Below are 16,717 nucleotides of genomic sequence, written 5' to 3' on the forward strand. Positions count from 1 at the left end.
GAAAGCTGGGTGAGAGGCATGGAGACAGAAACGAACCGGATTCGACACAGCCTTGGCATTATGACGACCCGTGTGGGTCGAAGGATGAATTCGGGCCACGAGGCGGTTCGAGCTGTCGAAGAGCCCCCTTTTGGAAGCCGTCGATTTTATAAAAGCTTGTGTCTGGCGGGTCGTCGGGCTGGAATGAACGTATTTGTCTTTACCCCGCAGGGCATCGACTGGCTGAACGGCACAACTGAAGGCTTTATCTACGATGAACGGGACCAGAAATGGGAATCCGGTACTTATCCGCTGCCGGATGCTGTCTATGACCGTTGTTTTTTCACGCACCGTTCGCAATATCTGGAGCACCGTACTGCTGTTCGAAGACTGCAGGAGGAGCATCATGCCCTGTTCCTGGGCTGCGGCCTAAAGGGCAAACAGGAAGTCCAGCGCACGCTGGAACGGGATAGCCGCTTTGCGCGTTATTTGCCACGCACAGTGGCTATGCGCAGCATGCAGTCAGTATCCGACTGGCTGCGGGAGTATGGCCAGCTGATTGTAAAACCGCAGGCCGGCTCGCAGGGCCGCGGCGTGCTGCTCGTGCAGCACAGCGAAACGCCCCAGGCGTTTCGTGTGCGCGGTCGCGATGCGCACAATGGACACATCGCGCACAGCTTCGCCGACAAGGCGTCGCTCTTGCTCTGGCTGCGCCGCTTCACGGCGCGGCGGCCCTATCTGCAGCAGCAATACCTGCTGCTGCAGACACGCACAGGCGACGCTTACGATGTGCGCTCGCTGGTGCAAAAGGATGGCACTGGCAAATGGTCAGTGACCGGGATGGCTGTTCGTAAAGGTCAGGACGGTAGTCTGACCTCCAATCTTCATGGCGGTGGAACTGCCCTGCCTGTTGGCAGCTTTCTAGCCGGACAGTTTTCCTCCAAGCAGGCCGACATGATAGTAAAAGAGCTTTACAGACTATCCGTTCTCATTCCTGTTGTCCTGGAATCCAGTCACGGTCAACTGGCTGAGCTTGGAATTGATTTTGGCATCGATACTTCAGGACAGCTATGGATATTAGAAGTCAATTCAAAGCCCGGGCGCTCCGCCCTGTCACGTATAAATGAAGCTGCATCCTATATTCATGCAGTTACGAATCCCGTACACTATGCCCGTTATTTATTGAAATCCCGTTCACCACTCCTATCATCCGTACCTGCGGATTGCGATATTTCTAATCGAATGGCAGCGGCTGAAGCAGTGAAACATCGTTAATACAGTAAACTATTGCATGCTTTCGAAGTCAGTTTTTGCTTACGCAAAAACATAGCACACGCTTTCGAAGTCAGTTTTTGCTTACGCAAAAACTTTAGGAGGAAACCCCAATCATGAGTTTGACAACTTGCACGATTCATGTGACACAAAGGCAGGAAAAAGTCATCTACTTGACCAGTGAATTGGCGAGATCCCTCAAGCTGGCAAAAACCAGATCCGTCATTCTGCATGTGGGAAGCAAAAGCGCCTCAGTGGGTCTCAAGCTGATTAAAAAAGCGGGCAATCACCTTCATGTTCCCCATTCCATCATGTCTCAGCTGCGTATTCCCAAGCTTGGAACGAGCATGGTGGTAAGCAATAACGGTAAAGATATCCGCATCGGGCCGCTCATAGGCATCCTGACAAGTGTAATGGCCAGCGGGACAGCGCCTTTTGGTTCACGTACCGGGTTTCTTCGCGAGTTCATGCGTGCGGGGTCCGATAAATCCTTTTATTTCGGTTTCTCACCCAGCGATGTCAACTGGTCTCAGGAAACGGTGCAAGGCATCTTTCCTCGATCAGAAGGAGGCTGGGTCCGTAAAACCGTACCGCTGCCGGATGTAGTATACAACCGCTTACCCAGCCGGAAAGCGGAAAAGCTGGCATCCATGAACAATTTCAAGCAGCGTTTTGTGCGCAAAGGCATTCCTTTGTTTAACTGGGCATTTTACGAGAAATGGGATGTATATAATTTACTCGAAGGAACAGATGCTTTCCGGCATGTACCTGAGTCCCATATTAACCCTTCCTCCGGTCAAATCAAGGAAATGCTCGACAAACACAAGTTTATTTATTTAAAGCCGACCGGAGGCAGTCTCGGTATCGGTATTTACCGGGTAACCTATAATCCCAAACGCGGTTACTATGCCCGCTTCCGTCGCAGTGGCAAAAATGTACTGCTGCGCTTCAGCCGATTTGATTCCTTGATGTCCATGCTTAATCGCAGTAATGCCAGACTTAATCATTACGTAGCCCAACAAGGTATCCGGTTGATTGAAATCGATAACTGTCCGATTGATTTCCGCTTCCATTTAACCAAAAACATTAACAATCAGTGGGTCGTTGCAGGCATCGGAGCCAAGAAGGCAGGGAAAGGCAGTGTGACCACCCATGTTCGTTCAGGAGGTCAACTAATGACCCCCGACCAGGTACTGCGGCAAATATTCGGTTCACGTGCAGAGCAAGTATTGAATAATGCCAAAGAAACGGCGATTAAACTGGCGGAAGCGCTCGAACGTAACGATAAGCATACGCTCGGAGAGCTTGGCTTTGATCTTGGCATTGACCAAAACGAGCATATTTGGATGTTCGAAGCCAACTCCAAGCCAGGTCGTTCCATTTTCAAGCATCCCGCACTCAAAGGAGAAGGTAAAGCAGCGCTTAAGCACGTTTATGACTACTGCTTATACCTAAGCCGATTTCGCTCAAGGAGGGAATCATGAGTGGAACCTCTCCTACACCAAAAACCACGACGACCTACCTTGGCCATTCTCACTCATTCCGATGACACGAGAATTTTTAGGGGAAATAAAGAAAATTATATCGACTTGATCGCTGCCGGAGAGGCAAAGGGAGTCCATGTATATGTCATGACGACCGCCAACTTCAAGCTTACAGCTAATCAAGCCATCGGCTACTCATATAATTTCAAAACCAAGTCATGGAAAAAGGAGCTTCTCCCTCTTCCTCATGTTATTTATAATCGTATTCCTTATCGTAAGTTCGAGCAGCTTCCCGAGGTACAGACCATCCTCCAGAGCTGCTTGCGCCATCGAAGCATCCATTTTTTCAACCCTTCATTCTTCAATAAATGGACGCTCTTTGAGTGGCTGAATAAATCCAGGGAAACCGGACCCTATATCCCTACCACCCAAAAGCTGACGACTAGCGATGATCTTGAAAAGCTGCTGCTTAAGCATTCGAGCCTTTATTTAAAGCCGGTCCGCGGTAAAGCGGGCAAGGGTATTATGAAGGTTAGCCGGATCATCGAAAAGACGACCCGAGTACAAAAATATCAGCTAAGCGTACAAGACAAGACGAGAAGTCATATCTCCCGCTATACGAATGTCTCGCAGCTGTGGGCCCAAATTAATCAAATGATGGTCACGCAGGACTATATTATGCAGCAGGCTATTTCACTATCGCTCTACAAGCAGCGCCCGTTCGATCTTCGGGTGCTTGTGCAAAAAAATAGCAAAGGGGCCTGGACGGTTGCCGGTATTGGCGCACGGCTGGCTGGTAAGCAGAGCATTACCACCCATGTACCACGCGGAGGTTCCATCGATGACCCTGCCAAATTGCTGAGTGCCGGCTTTGGTACGACAGAGAGCAAAAAAATATTACAGCGGGCTCGATCAGCCTCTTTACTGATAGCCAAACAGATCGGGAAAGCAAGCGGCAGCACCCTTGGTGAAATGTCACTCGATCTGGGGGTAGATACAACGGGTCAAATCTGGTTTTTTGAAGCAAATTCAAAACCCATGAAATTCGATGAGCCGCATATTCGCAAGCAATCGCTGGACAATTTAATCAACTACTGCGTTCACTTATCCAAGAAAATCAAGAAAAAGACAGTTACCACCATGTCCAAAAAAGCAAGGTGAGCAGGTGATGAAACATGACCCCGTACCGTTTAGGCATACTAGCTATGTACTTATCGGAGCAAAGGCTGGAAGAACTGTCCTATTTTCGTAAGCTCAGCACTTACGGACATAAGCTGGGCATCCAAATACTTGTATTTACACCCGATGATGTGGATAAAAACAAACAAAAAATCAAAGCTCTGGTCTACGATGTGGCCTCCGGCAAATGGCAGCGCAAGTGGGCACTCCTTCCCGAGCTGATCTATGATCGCTGTCGTTATCACGGTGTTCATAACTTTCATAAAATCTCCAGATTTCGCGCCGTGCATAAAAAGCTGCATTATCTAAGCAGTCCATTGGCCAATAAATGGTCTATGCATCAAGCATTATCAGAGGATTCCGTTATAGCTGACCATTTGCCGGCAACTGTCCGTTATAACGATCATAAAGAGTTGATCCGTCTGTTAAAGCAGCATCAGCGCATCTATTTGAAGCCCCGAAATGGTACCGGAGGACGAGGCATCGTTCGGCTGCAGCGAATATCGGATTCGACATTTTTGATGCAGGGAAGGGATGAACAGCGACGTATCATTCCCCAGCAGAAAATTAGCGAATCGCAAATTTCTACCAAATTAAGCAACTGGCGCCTTCAGGGCCGTTATATTGTACAGCAGGGAATTTCACTCACCCTTAAGGATGGCCGCGTTCACGATTTCAGGATGCTCATTCAAAAGGACGGCAAGGGTGAGTGGCAGGTTACCGGTTGTGCCGGAAGGATCGGACCGCTGCACTCCGTCACCTCCAATCTGCATGGAGGAGGTACGGCCATTGCGATGGAAAAGCTGCTGATGCGGCGTTTTGGCAACAAGGAAAAGGTAGCTTCCATTCAGCAGGAGGCTAACAAGCTGGGCATCGACATCGCCCACTTTTTGGAGCGCAAGTTCGGGAAGCAGTGTGAGATCGGAATCGATTTGGCCATTGATCCCAAAGGAAAGGTTTGGCTGCTAGAGGTCAATCCCAAGCCATCGCGCGAAGTTTTTTATCGAATCGGGGAACGTGAAACGTATCGAAAAGCAATTACACGGCCGTTAGAGTACGCACTCTGGCTGCTGCACAATAAAAACAAAAACAAAATACCGGAAGAAAAAGCTTGATCACATTCAACCAGATAAACGCCAAACAACCAACCGTATCAGCAGCAGGTCTGCACACGGTTGGTTATTTTATTATGCGATATGAAGCCTATTTCTCAATTAATTCCAATATTTCCGAAAATTTGGCAATACGGACATCAGCGCCTGCCAGTTCGCCTTTATTGCGGAACCCGGCATAATCACAGCCAATTACGGTCAAGCCGTTTTCTTTGCCTGCTTCTACGTCGGAAGAACGATCGCCAACCATCCACGCCGATTTCACGCCATAGGTTTCCAGAAGCTGCTTCACAAGATCCACTTTGGACCTTGTCTGAAATTCACCTGCACTGTACAAGCCTTCGAAAATCGGAGTTAATCCTTTAAATTCCATAACCCCTTTAACATAACCTTCCAATCCATTACTCGCAATAAATAAACGGATTCCTTGGGCGTGCAGGGCTGTCAATGTATCGGCAACGTCCTCATATAAAGAACCCTCTCCATTTACCAGGCCTTTCATCTGATAGTCCAACAGCAGTTCGTCAGCACGTCTATGTACCTGTACCTCTACACCTGGCATTACACGCTGCCAAATATGTTCAAGCAGCATACCCAGACTGCCGAGAATTGCGCTCTCCGGCGGTGTTTCACCACTATAAATTCCTTCTGTCCTCATTTGCTCAAAAGTAGCATGATAGGCAGGCAACAAAAGTGTTTCGGTTTGAAATAAAGTACCGTCCAGATCAAAAATCATCGCTTCGGGCTTTGGTAAAGTTTGTAACAAGCGCAATCCCTCCTGATTGAATAGTCCACGTTCTATACAATCATGATTTCGAGTGCTTGTCAAATAAACCAATAACGCATCGGAAAGCGGATCACCATGGATTGTAGACAACCTACTGTTTGACTTTTTGAACAACCTCTTAAAAACTCGTTACAGCCAAAAGGCCGTAACGATATTCAATCCATTTCTCAAAAAACCTTTTTCGCCCCCTGTTCCGATTTCAAGATTTCCACAGCCTCACGAAACCGTAAGGAATGTACCACTTCCCGCTCACGCAAAAATTTCAGACTGTCCTGCAGATCCACATCGTCCGTCATATCAATTAACCATTGGTAGGTGGCTCTCGCCTTTTCTTCCGCCGCAATATCCTCATAGAGATCGGCAATAGGATCTCCTTTCGCCTGGATATAGGCTGCCGTCCAAGGTACACCTGAAGCATTCGTGTAAAATAAAGCCCGGTCATGGCTGACATAATAATCATCGAGTCCAGCAACCTTGAGCTGTTCAATACTCAAGTCTTTTGTAAGCTTGTAAACCATGGTGGCAATCATTTCCAGATGGGCAAATTCCTCCGTAGAAATATCCGTCAGGAGACCGATGATTTTATCCGGAATCGCATAACGCTGATTCATGTAGCGCAGCGCGGCGGCAAGCTCACCATCCGCACCTCCATACTGCTCCAGCAGCAGTCTGGCCATCCGGGGATCGCATTTACTGACCCGTACCGGATACTGCAGCTTTTTCTCATAAACCCACATGGCTGAGTCGCCCCTCTCGTCATATAAGCGAATTAAACCTGCCAAGGCCATGGCGTATCGATCCACTGCCAAGGCTGTCGTGTAAAGCTTTGACCAAAGCTTTTGAGTGGGCCGAAGTGCTGTTCAAAACGCCCTGCAAGATGCATTCTCTTTTGCGCAAATTGGTTATATTGTTGTATGGCCTGGGTGTCCCGCGGATGCGTATCCAAATATAAAGTGAGCTCCACCAACACAAAGTCAACCTCTTGAAGCTCCAAAAGCATTGTATAGAATTGCTCCGGCATTGTATGTTCCATAGCCTGCAGCTCCTTCAAAGTATTGCTCAGCTAATGGGCCTTCACCCAAGTTTGCTGTGCTTTTATTATAGCGGCTCTACGCGCAGCTCTACTGGCATTTAGGTTCATAAGGACTAAAGAGCGCCGGCCATAACGTGCCATGCCTTAACGCTTCCTGCGGACTAAACTGGGGTAAATTCATCGGTTGAAATTGGATATATAATTGCGGTGGTGTTGAAAAAGTTTTCATTCGTATAGGCGGACACGGATCACAGGGACCTACATAGGGAAACCAGGCCTTTTCCTGATGCATGATCATACCTCCTTCCCAGGTTGCAGTGGTGTGGACTCCTTATTCCTATGTATATCACCGTTTCCTTGTCCATTATGAGTGTTTAATAAAAAACAAAAAACGACGATACCCGGGATCGCCGTTTGGGTTAGTCTTATCATCGATTTTATAATTTAATGCTAAGCTTCATTACGCCCACTCTGCGGAGCGCCATGTACACAATGATGAGGGAAGGCCCGAGAATAAGTCCAATCACACCTACCAGCTTAAAGCCGATGTACATACTGATTAAGGTTGCCAATGCGTTAATCCCGACTGCGTTTCCGATAATCTTGGGTTCAACCAGCCTGCGAAACAGCATAATCACGACCAGCAATATCAGCAAACCGACACCCAGCGACACATTCCCGGACAAGATACTGTACAAAGCCCAAGGGACAAGCACCACGCTCGTTCCAAGCACCGGCAATACATCTACCGCCACAATCAACAAAGCGATCGCCAGCGGGTATTCTGTCCGTAAGAAGAGGAGTCCGATCAGTGTCACAAAATATGTCAGGAAGCTGATCAGCACCTGAGCGAATATAAATCCGAACAGCGCTTTTCTCAGATCATACAGAACACTTACGATTTTGGGCTGCGATTTACCTTCAAAGATGTCCACGAACGACCGATACAAGGCAGGCAAGCTCAAGGAGATCAGATAAAGTCCGATAACAAACACGGCTGAAAATATAAACAAATTAGGTATCGTCTTAGCAATATCCAGAAAATAAACCGATATGGCCGTTATAATCTCCTTCAGATTTTCCGAGATCGTATTAATTCCAGCTTCTGTCCAGGCTTGCAGCTGTGCAGCCCAACCGTCAGGCAAGGTTGTATAAAAGATTTGGGTTTTCTCAGAGGTCATATCAAAAAACAGCTGGGCTTCATTTAAATATTCAGGTGCATTTCGCCAGAACTGGATCAGCTCCGAGACCATCTTGAACCCGAGTAAATAAAAGAAGCCCAGCACTCCCGCCGTAAACAAGCTGCAGATGACACCAGCCGCCCATTCTCTACTCATTCGCGTAAGCTTCATCAACCATTGAATCGGCTGCTCCAACAGGATAGCAACGAGCAGAGCCAGCATAAAAGGAAATCCAATCGTAAACATTCCATACAGCAGCAGCACACCCAACGCTACAAACAGGATCATCCTTAATGACATGAAACGGGCTTCCCCCTCATTCAGTTTCTTGAATGACTGGTTTCGCTAGTTCGGCTTTCTTATAGATCATCACTCTCATAATTCTAAGCCTTCTGACCTCTGTAATTTCAAAAACAAAATTTTCGAACTCCAGCTTCTTCCCTTTGGCGACAACACCATCCAGCCTCGTAAACAGCCAGCCGCCAATCGAATCCACCTCGTCATCCTCGATACCCAGACCCAGCAAGTCGTCCAGATCCTCGAGCAGAACCCGTCCATCTACGGAGTAGCCGCTGCCCCTCTTTTCTACACTTGGGACCTCAAACTCATCAAATTCATCATGAATCTCACCGACGATTTCTTCCAAAATGTCCTCGGCAGTCAAAATACCCGCTGTACCGCCGTACTCATCAACGACTATCGCAAGCTGGGAATGCTTACGCTGCATCAGCTTCAGCACGTGGCTGATTTCCATCGATTCGGCCACCATCAATACTGGCCTTATGTAATCCTGCAGCTGGCGCTCCTCATCAGGATCGGCAGTCAGCAGATCGGTAATATGAACAAAGCCGATAATATTGTCCTTATCCTCACTCGCTACGGGGTAACGGGTATGCTTCGTTCTGTAAACCACCTTCAAATTTTCCTCGAATGGCACATCGGCAAATAAACAGTCCATATCCGTGCGCGGCAGCATAATTTCTCTCGCTACACGATCCGAGAATTCAAAGATATTATCAAACAGCGCGAACTCGTCCTTATCGATGTGACCGCTTCTAGCGCTTTGATTCATTAGTATGCGAATTTCTTCCTCGGTATGCGCAGCGTCATGTTCAGTCGCCGGTTTAATGCCAATCAAGCTGAGCAAACGATTCGCCGTGCCGTTCAACATCCAGATTGCCGGGAAAAATATTTTGTGAAACAGCAGCAGCGGAGCAGAAGTCCAGAGCGCAGTCCCTTCCGATCTTTGAATCGCGAGCGATTTGGGCGCCAGCTCTCCAAGCACGATATGTAAAAAAGTAATAACAGCAAAGCCTATAAACACAGACAATACCGAGGAATACCAGGCACTGTTCCAGTGAAGCAGTGCAAACAGCGGGTCCACGATCAAATGGGTAACAGCCGGTTCACCGATCCATCCGAGACCGAGTGAAGCCAGTGTAATACCGAGCTGTGTTGCCGATAAATAGACATCCAGCTTTTTCGTAACTGTGAGTGCATATTTAGCCTTGACCACACCCTCATTGTACAGCTGTTGGAGCCTTGTTTCACGTACTTTGACCAAAGCAAACTCTGCAGCTACAAAAAATCCGTTCAGCACCACCAGCAGCAAAACCAGAAAAATATTAAGTGCAATGGATCCCCAATCAAAGCTTGTATGTGACAAAGACTTCAAACTCCTTTTCCACAAATTAACTACCTGAATCCTTAGGGGATATAATGAACATCCTCCTATACAATAGCTGCACGTTTGGTAAAATCGACATCCTTATAATAAGAATCGACAACCAGAAGATTGGGCCCGCAGCAGCTCACCGCTGGACAATGGCAGTTCATTGAAGCATGAAGGGGATGAGCTTCCCATCGCTCAAACACCTCCTGCAGCTTATCTTTATGTATATTACCCAAAGAAGGCACATCAGAAAAGTCTGTGACAAAAACATCTCCTGTGAACAAGTTCACATTCAATCGGTTGCGTCCATCAGGATCATTGCGGACTGTTACATTCGGCTCTTCTCTTAGCCTGCGCAGCAGCTGCTGATCAGCTTCACTTGTGTTGCAAGCATAATACGGCAGTGTACCGAATAACATCCACAGGCTGCGATCGCGGCCGTCCAGCAGCTTATGGATTGCCTTGCTGTATTGATCCAGTGACAGCCTTGGCAGACTAGCGGCAAATGCACTCGGATACATGGGATGCACTTCATGCCGTTCACAGCCCATCTCGACAATAAGCCGATGAATGTCGCTCAGCTTATCCAATGTCAAATAGTTGATCATCGATTCTGCCGAAATGAACATCCCGCTGCTGCTAAGCTTCCTTGTATTCTCAATCATCAGCTCATACAGCTTGCCTGTTGCCTTATCAGAAACCGATCGCCCCGAATGGACGAAGCCGACTCTATGAAAGTCTGCGGCTGAAGTATAATTAAAGGAAATATGCATCACATCCAAATAGGGTGCAACCATCTCATATCGGGATATCGGCAGCGTCAAATTCGAATTAATCTGCGACCGAATCCCACGCTCACGGGCATATTTAAGAATCGGGACGATATAGTCGCGAACCGTTTGCTCGTGAAAGCTCGGTTCCCCCCCGGTAATGGAGATCGTTTCGAGGTGCTCGACCTGATCCAGCCGCTTCAGCACCTGGGCAACAGGAATCCGCGCTCCTTCAGTCATCGTTAAGGCATCCCCAACTGCGCAATGCTCACATCTCATGTTACATAAATTTGTTACGGTTAATTCGATACTCGTTAATATATGTTTTCCGTGCCGCTGCAGAGATCGAATCGGGTCCCAAGGATCATTCTCGGGAGACATCGCCGGCAGCATGGAACTTAGCTTCTGGTTCATGATAAAATTCACCTGACTCTTGACGTATTTTACAACCTATTGTAGCTTATGATGGCTGAAAATGAAACCTGACTTCGGATCAAGGAGTATCCCATCTCCTCTATGACAGCTATGAAGTCGACTGGAACAAGCGCAGCCCAAAACCGGAAAGTCTGGTTTTGGGCTGCGCTTGTCCATGATAACTATGCGATATCATTGACTCCGGTAATCATGATCGATAATTTTTTGGATAAATCCACATCAAACGGTGCATACATCTCTTCCCCGCCAGGGGTTTGAAGCACTCTTACGATAGGCCGTTGTGGAAAAACGTTGTTCAAGCCAACGACCGTACCGATTTCGCCTGTATTCAGGGTAACATTAATCCCAAGCGGATATATCGCTATTTTATCACGAAAGAGCTCAATTTTTTTCTTTTCGTATAAGGTTTCGGTTCCCGTAAAGATGATCTCCATCGCTTGATGCGGCAGCATCGCTCTCCGATATACTCTGTGAGTAGTCATCGCGTCATAAGAGTCCACAAGTCCGATCCACTTGGCATAATCATGAATCTCCGTACCTTCAATACCACGCGGGTACCCGCTTCCATTCAGACGCTCATGATGCTGAAACGCACAGTGTGCGGACAGTAAGGGAATATTCGGCTCATCCTTAAGCAGCTTGAAGCCATATTCGGTATGTCTTTTCATACAATCAAATTCGTCGTCCGTCAATTGGGCATTTTTGCGAAGAATCTCGTAGGGAATCTGTGTTTTACCGATATCATGCAGCAGCGAACCTAGACCCAGCGTCATCAGATCATTCCGGTTATAACCATAGGCCATACCGAGCAATGTTGCGTAAATACAGACATGCAGTGAATGCTGAAACAAATAATCATCCATAACACTCATGTTGGTGAGCATAATCATGGCATCTTGATGGCTGCTGAGATCATCTATAATCAGATTCATCACTTCACCGAAATTTTTACCCAGCTGGTTATAGCCGGCTGTTTTGTTTTTTGTCGAATTATCCATCAGCTTGCGAAACGAGGTTCGTATTTCTGTAATAGCCTTAAATCTGGTCTCCTCACTCAGCAATTGCGGAATGATAATATCAGCCGTTCTTGGATCAGCGATATAAATAAAATCAACCCCGTACTTGCCAAGCCGGTTGATCAGCGTCTGCGTTAATTCGACTCCTTCTGCAAGAAGGACAAGTCCTTCTTCATTGTAGATCTTTTTACCGAGCTTCATCCCAGGTCGAACTATATGGATAGGCAGCAAACGCATAGGACAAACCACGTCTTCTTTCTACTAGGAAGTTAATATATTCTAAGCCTTAATGTAATAGATTCCGTATAAAAGAGCAATACACTTTTGCAAAATCCGACACCAAAATCAGGCTTTTTTCAAAAAATAAGGCGTTATACGCAGAAAATTGACGAAAGGTCCGAGCCTTTATGAAACTTTGCAACTAGATTGCTGTTTTCTATATGACAATTAGCCTATTGAAATCCGGTATATTTCTCAACCGGCGTGCATACGTATGGGTATTCCCGTAAATCGCTATTGTCGGACATGCCATAACAAGCTAAAATAGAATAGGTTTGCACAAAATTAGTGGGAGGCTTTTATGTTAAGTTTAAATTACTGGGTTTCAATCGTGATGGGTATCGTAGAAGGACTGACTGAATTTTTGCCTGTTTCTTCTACCGGACACATGATTCTTGTGCAATCACTGCTCGGAATTCCCGAGGAAGACACGATGATGAAAATATTTGAGGTCGTTATCCAGCTTGGAGCTATTATGGCCGTCGTTGTTTTGTATTGGAAAAGGCTGCTTAGATTGTTTGGTCTGAAAAAAAATCCGGTACGTGTAGGAAAGAGCAGTCTGAACCTTATCCATATTTTGATCGGAATTTTGCCTGCAGGTATTATGGGGCTGCTGCTTAACAAAATTGTGGATAAATACTTGTTTTCTCCAAAAACCGTTATGATCAGCTTGGTGATCGGTGGGATTTTGCTCATTATCGGGGAAAGACGGGCTGCCAAATACGGCTCACAAGCAAAGGATCTCGATGACATCACCTACAAGCAGGCGTTTTTCATTGGAATATATCAAATTTTGGCCGTTGTGTTTCCAGGCTTCTCCCGTTCAGGAGCAACCATTGCCGGAGGGATGATGAACGGTGTAAGCCGCGGCGCGTCTGCAGACTTTACCTTCATATTGGCTATACCGCTCATGTTCGCTGCTTCCGGTTTGGTTGTGATCAAATCGTACCATCTGTTTACAGCTGATCTTATCGGTTATTTCATTGTTGGATTCATCGTTTCCTTCATCGTTGCCTTGCTTGCTGTTATGACGTTCATCAAGCTTGTGCAAAATACAAGTCTTTCTTATTTTGCCTATTATCGCTTTGCTGTAGCCGCTATATTCGCCATTTACTTCTTTACAATAAAATAATAAACGATGAAACAGAACAATTTCTTTGTGCATCGGGCCTTGCTCTGGCTTTGCGTCGGGGTAAGGTTGTTTACAAATTACAGCACTAATCATATGAATTAAAGGTGGATGAAAGATGGCCGTCACCAATCATAGAGAATACTTCCGACTTTCGCTGCAAATCCCCCTATCCGCCCAGTTAAAAATCATTGGCATCAATCAGATCATGGTCGATACGAAGTACGCCCAGATTATCGTCGTGGACATAAGTGCTGGTGGGTTGCGCATCCATTCCAAGCTCGATCTCCCGCTGAATATCGATTTGCTGCTCGAATTCAGATTTTCCCTGTTTGACAAACAGATGAAAATTCTCGGTACCATCACAAGAAAATCCATTTTCAAGCCAGAGCTGTTCGAGTATGGCATTCAGTTTTCTCTGGATGAACAAGCCCATAGCATCTTGATCGGTAAGCTGAATCTTCTCCACATTCGTCTGCGACAAACCAATGTCATTTCAAGCTGCAGCTTTTGTACCGAAGAGGAGCTTAATGATTTTTATTCGAATCATTAATATCAACTTGCGCCCAGCGCTTGACCTGGCTTGCTTGAACCGCACCTGTCTCCTGAAGCTCCTCGCGAATGACATCCCGAATAAAGTTAGGTAATATATATTCAATCTCCGTACCCTCCGATAATGAAAGAAACCCGATTCCGAAGGTGAACATATCAATCGTCCCCACTACATATTCCTTTTCCATAACGAGCTGCTCACTGCCGATCCACACACGTTTGATTTTGGAATAAGCAGGCGCTGACGCATCATATTCGATCCGCATTCCATCCACATTGAGAATACCCAGCACCTTGCCTCGAAAACCGAACCCATATAGTGGTTTTTCCATAAACTCAGGGATTCGCGACTCCTCCAGAGCCTTCCATATTCGTTCTCCAGTCAAAAGCATTCGGCATGGATTAATGGGAGAAGGACAAATTTGCAGCAAACGTCCCATAGAAACGGCTCCCATATCGAGGCCACCCAGCAGTTGTCCCGCATTGACAATAGCGATATCGGCATGGGTCCAGCGCCGTATGCCCGCGGCCAGCAAATTGCCCAAAGGTGCCTCTTCATACCATTCCGCACTTAAAGGCCGCTCCAGATAAGCCACCTGACGCGAGAGTACCTGCTCTGAGCTTGACCGGTATCGATCCACCAGCTCCGCAATATGCGCATCAGCCGGGTAGCTGGAAGCTTCATGAATCGAAGCGCTCACCTTCACCTTTTGTCGGGAATGAGCATCGATTTCAATATCCACTACGCCGAAATATTGCCCAAACTTGCCTGCTGCGCACACATAGGTTTCTCCCATTCGAAGAGGCTCCTCCAGCAGATGGTGGGTATGTCCTCCCAGGATCAGGTCGATGCCCGGAGTCTCATCAGCCATTCGCTGATCATTGCGCAGTCCCAGATGAGATAGTACAACGATTAGATCAACCTGCGGACGCAGCTCGCGCACCAGCTCAGACGTAATGGACAAGGGCTCTTTAATATCCCAACCCAGTAACTGATAAAAATCCGGGAAATAGGCCGTCACACCAATCAGACCCACCTTAATCCCGGCTTTCTCTATAATATGGTAGGCTTTACCCCATCTGGGTATTTGACCGCTCGTCGCCTCCAATAAATTGCTGCACAGTACGGTAAAACGCGCCTCGGAGCCATACAGCTGGTTCAAGGTATCCTGCGACAAGGTTAGTCCTTCATTATTGCCGATCGTGACCGCCTCATAGCCCGTCTCGTTCATAATGGCCAGATTGGCGGAGCCCCCGCTTCCTTCCGTTTCGATGCGCACACGGTCGATATGATCGCCCACATCCAGCGTTAGCGTATGCTCTTCACCTGCAGAACCACGCAGCTCCTTAAAGGCAGCCGCAATCGACGGCATTTGTTCAAAATGGCTATGAATATCATTGGAGTGAAGAATTCTCAGCCGCAGCGTTCGTGAAGCCATAACGGCCACCTCCTATATATGTATGTTATGGCTTATTTACGGAATTTAAGCTCTTCCAGCGTAACTTGATTTTTGAACCCATAGGTTGCTTCCTGCGACGAGTCGTCCGTATACTGAAACCGGATCTGTACAACACTTTTCACATTCAAGCATTCACTGCTTCCATTGGGAACATATAAGCGGATCGGAAATCCTTTGCCAAGGGGTTCTCCATTCTGTTCAAACAGAAAAACAGCCTCACCCAGCTCTTTCCAAGGAATCGAAGCTTGAAATTCATCCACTGCCTCTACGGTCATCCGGGCCGGTTCTCCTTCAGCACGATGCTGCTGCTGGTTTTGCCATGCAGCGTACCATGCCTTCAGCTCAAAGGCCTGACCTTGAATACCAGGAACTCGTTCTTCCAAAGAAACCAGCCGCGGAGCCAAAGCTGCCATTTCCTGGACAGTCAATTCCGCATGGCCGCTCACTTCATCATACACACGAATTTTCATCGGCTTCCTCCATCATTTAGCTGGACCTGTAATAAAACGGATAATGCCTATTATACCACTATCCCTATAGAATATGGTATGCTGGAGAGAAACATCAAGAAGCACTGCTTAATCGCAAAGTACGCAAAATGAAATATACAATACCTTGATCTTCAATACATATATTTATGGAGCGATTCATTATGAAATTAACCATCCAGGTTTTTGCCGGCTTGGCCGAACGGATGCAAGGCTCACTGCTCAATCTCGAATGGGACCCCTCGATTCCACTCACCCCCGTTCGGTTGAAGGAGCATTTACAAGCACAGTTCCCTCACGCATCCACTTTATTGTCACAAGCTTTTGTAGCTGTTAACCAAAGCTATGCGGATGATAATCAGATCATCCATGAAAGTGATGAAATTGCGATTATTCCGCCTGTATCCGGAGGCCAGCCCAACTATGTAGAGCTGACTCGTGAAGTGATTTCCATACAAAAGGTTACCGACCAAGTGCTGCATCCGAACCATGGGGCAGCACTCACTTTCATTGGAACGACACGGGAATGGACGTTTGGTAAACGGACAACAAGGCTTGAATATGAAGCCTATGAGCCTATGGCTGTTAAAACGATGCAAGAAATCGTTGAATATATTCGTAATCATTATGATGGGGCTCTATGTGCCATCACCCATCGTCTTGGATGGGTTGATATTGGTGAAATCAGCGTTGTCATCGCTGTCTCCGCACCACATCGGGATGCCGCCTATGAAGCTAATCGTTATGCGATAGAACGACTTAAGCAGGTCGTACCTATCTGGAAAAAGGAAATATGGGAGGACGGCTCGGAGTGGAAGGGTCATCAGCAGGGCCCTTGGAATCCACGGGAAGTACTTTGAATACATCTATCCATTTTGAATTGTTAGGG

At 47.0% G+C, this 16,717-nt stretch carries 17 protein-coding genes; 7 read left to right on the forward strand and 10 right to left on the reverse strand.

The features are described from left to right. The first annotated feature begins 18 nt into the window (after positions 1-18). From NST47_RS29935 to NST47_RS29950, 4 genes are all read left to right on the forward strand, one after another. Positions 19-1,254, forward strand: a complete 1,236-nt coding sequence (locus tag NST47_RS29935) for a YheC/YheD family endospore coat-associated protein (protein WP_341158400.1) — start codon at positions 19-21, stop codon at positions 1,252-1,254. A 113-nt stretch (positions 1,255-1,367) separates the two neighbouring features. Then, positions 1,368-2,735 carry a YheC/YheD family endospore coat-associated protein gene (locus NST47_RS29940; protein ID WP_341158401.1) on the forward strand — a complete coding sequence of 456 codons (1,368 nt, stop codon included), beginning with the start codon at positions 1,368-1,370 and terminating at the stop codon, positions 2,733-2,735. Next, positions 2,736-3,896, forward strand: a complete 1,161-nt coding sequence (locus tag NST47_RS29945) for a YheC/YheD family endospore coat-associated protein (RefSeq protein ID WP_341158402.1) — start codon at positions 2,736-2,738, stop codon at positions 3,894-3,896. A 14-nt stretch (positions 3,897-3,910) separates the two neighbouring features. After that, positions 3,911-5,029, forward strand: coding sequence for a YheC/YheD family endospore coat-associated protein (locus tag NST47_RS29950; RefSeq protein WP_341158403.1), 1,119 nt, complete (start codon positions 3,911-3,913; stop codon positions 5,027-5,029). Between the two features lie 88 nt (positions 5,030-5,117). Here the strand turns inward: NST47_RS29950 and NST47_RS29955 are convergent, their stop codons facing one another. The 8 genes from NST47_RS29955 to NST47_RS29990 form a co-directional block, all read right to left on the reverse strand. Continuing rightward, positions 5,118-5,762 carry an HAD family hydrolase gene (locus tag NST47_RS29955; RefSeq protein WP_341159788.1) on the reverse strand — a complete coding sequence of 215 codons (645 nt, stop codon included), beginning with the start codon at positions 5,760-5,762 and terminating at the stop codon, positions 5,118-5,120. A 218-nt stretch (positions 5,763-5,980) separates the two neighbouring features. Next, positions 5,981-6,550: a manganese catalase family protein gene (locus NST47_RS29960; protein WP_076233126.1), complete on the reverse strand. Its 570-nt coding sequence runs from the start codon at positions 6,548-6,550 to the stop codon at positions 5,981-5,983. 32 nt (positions 6,551-6,582) lie between these two features. Next, positions 6,583-6,846, reverse strand: a complete 264-nt coding sequence (locus NST47_RS29965) for a spore coat protein CotJB (protein WP_240416246.1) — start codon at positions 6,844-6,846, stop codon at positions 6,583-6,585. An 88-nt stretch (positions 6,847-6,934) separates the two neighbouring features. Beyond that, positions 6,935-7,138 (reverse strand): spore coat associated protein CotJA, encoded by a 204-nt coding sequence (locus NST47_RS29970; protein WP_341158404.1) that lies wholly within the window; start codon positions 7,136-7,138, stop codon positions 6,935-6,937. A gap of 145 nt (positions 7,139-7,283) precedes the next feature. Continuing rightward, positions 7,284-8,327 (reverse strand): sporulation integral membrane protein YtvI, encoded by a 1,044-nt coding sequence (gene ytvI / locus NST47_RS29975; RefSeq protein WP_341158405.1) that lies wholly within the window; start codon positions 8,325-8,327, stop codon positions 7,284-7,286. Between the two features lie 16 nt (positions 8,328-8,343). Beyond that, the gene (locus NST47_RS29980; RefSeq protein ID WP_445667416.1) at positions 8,344-9,693 is read right to left on the reverse strand and encodes a hemolysin family protein; all 1,350 of its coding nucleotides are present in this window, start codon (positions 9,691-9,693) and stop codon (positions 8,344-8,346) included. A 65-nt stretch (positions 9,694-9,758) separates the two neighbouring features. Continuing rightward, on the reverse strand, positions 9,759-10,883 hold the full coding sequence (yfkAB, locus tag NST47_RS29985) for a radical SAM/CxCxxxxC motif protein YfkAB (protein ID WP_341158407.1): 1,125 nt from the start codon (positions 10,881-10,883) through the stop codon (positions 9,759-9,761). A 182-nt stretch (positions 10,884-11,065) separates the two neighbouring features. Next, the gene (locus NST47_RS29990; RefSeq protein WP_341158408.1) at positions 11,066-12,157 is read right to left on the reverse strand and encodes an HD-GYP domain-containing protein; all 1,092 of its coding nucleotides are present in this window, start codon (positions 12,155-12,157) and stop codon (positions 11,066-11,068) included. Between the two features lie 343 nt (positions 12,158-12,500). Here NST47_RS29990 and NST47_RS29995 point away from each other — a divergent pair, with 343 nt between their 5' ends. Further along, positions 12,501-13,331, forward strand: a complete 831-nt coding sequence (locus tag NST47_RS29995; RefSeq protein ID WP_341158409.1) for an undecaprenyl-diphosphate phosphatase — start codon at positions 12,501-12,503, stop codon at positions 13,329-13,331. A gap of 115 nt (positions 13,332-13,446) precedes the next feature. Continuing rightward, entirely contained in the window at positions 13,447-13,881 is a 435-nt protein-coding gene (locus tag NST47_RS30000) for a PilZ domain-containing protein (protein ID WP_076233120.1), read from the forward strand. On the opposite strand, the gene NST47_RS30005 is transcribed toward NST47_RS30000, so the two are convergent. Together NST47_RS30005 and NST47_RS30010 are read right to left on the reverse strand one after the other, a co-directional pair. Then, a complete protein-coding gene (locus tag NST47_RS30005; RefSeq protein WP_341158410.1) occupies positions 13,856-15,319 on the reverse strand; it encodes a bifunctional metallophosphatase/5'-nucleotidase in 1,464 nt (487 codons plus the stop codon). The genes NST47_RS30000 and NST47_RS30005 overlap by 26 nt on opposite strands. A gap of 32 nt (positions 15,320-15,351) precedes the next feature. Further along, on the reverse strand, positions 15,352-15,810 hold the full coding sequence (locus NST47_RS30010; RefSeq protein ID WP_341158411.1) for a molybdopterin-dependent oxidoreductase: 459 nt from the start codon (positions 15,808-15,810) through the stop codon (positions 15,352-15,354). Positions 15,811-15,992: 182 nt separating this feature from the next. On the opposite strand from NST47_RS30010, the gene NST47_RS30015 reads away from it, so the two are divergent. After that, positions 15,993-16,688 carry a molybdenum cofactor biosynthesis protein gene (locus NST47_RS30015; RefSeq protein WP_341158412.1) on the forward strand — a complete coding sequence of 232 codons (696 nt, stop codon included), beginning with the start codon at positions 15,993-15,995 and terminating at the stop codon, positions 16,686-16,688. Positions 16,689-16,717 lie beyond the last annotated feature (29 nt).

This window comes from Paenibacillus sp. FSL H8-0034 (genome assembly GCF_038000305.1).
Taxonomy (GTDB): domain Bacteria; phylum Bacillota; class Bacilli; order Paenibacillales; family NBRC-103111; genus Paenibacillus_S.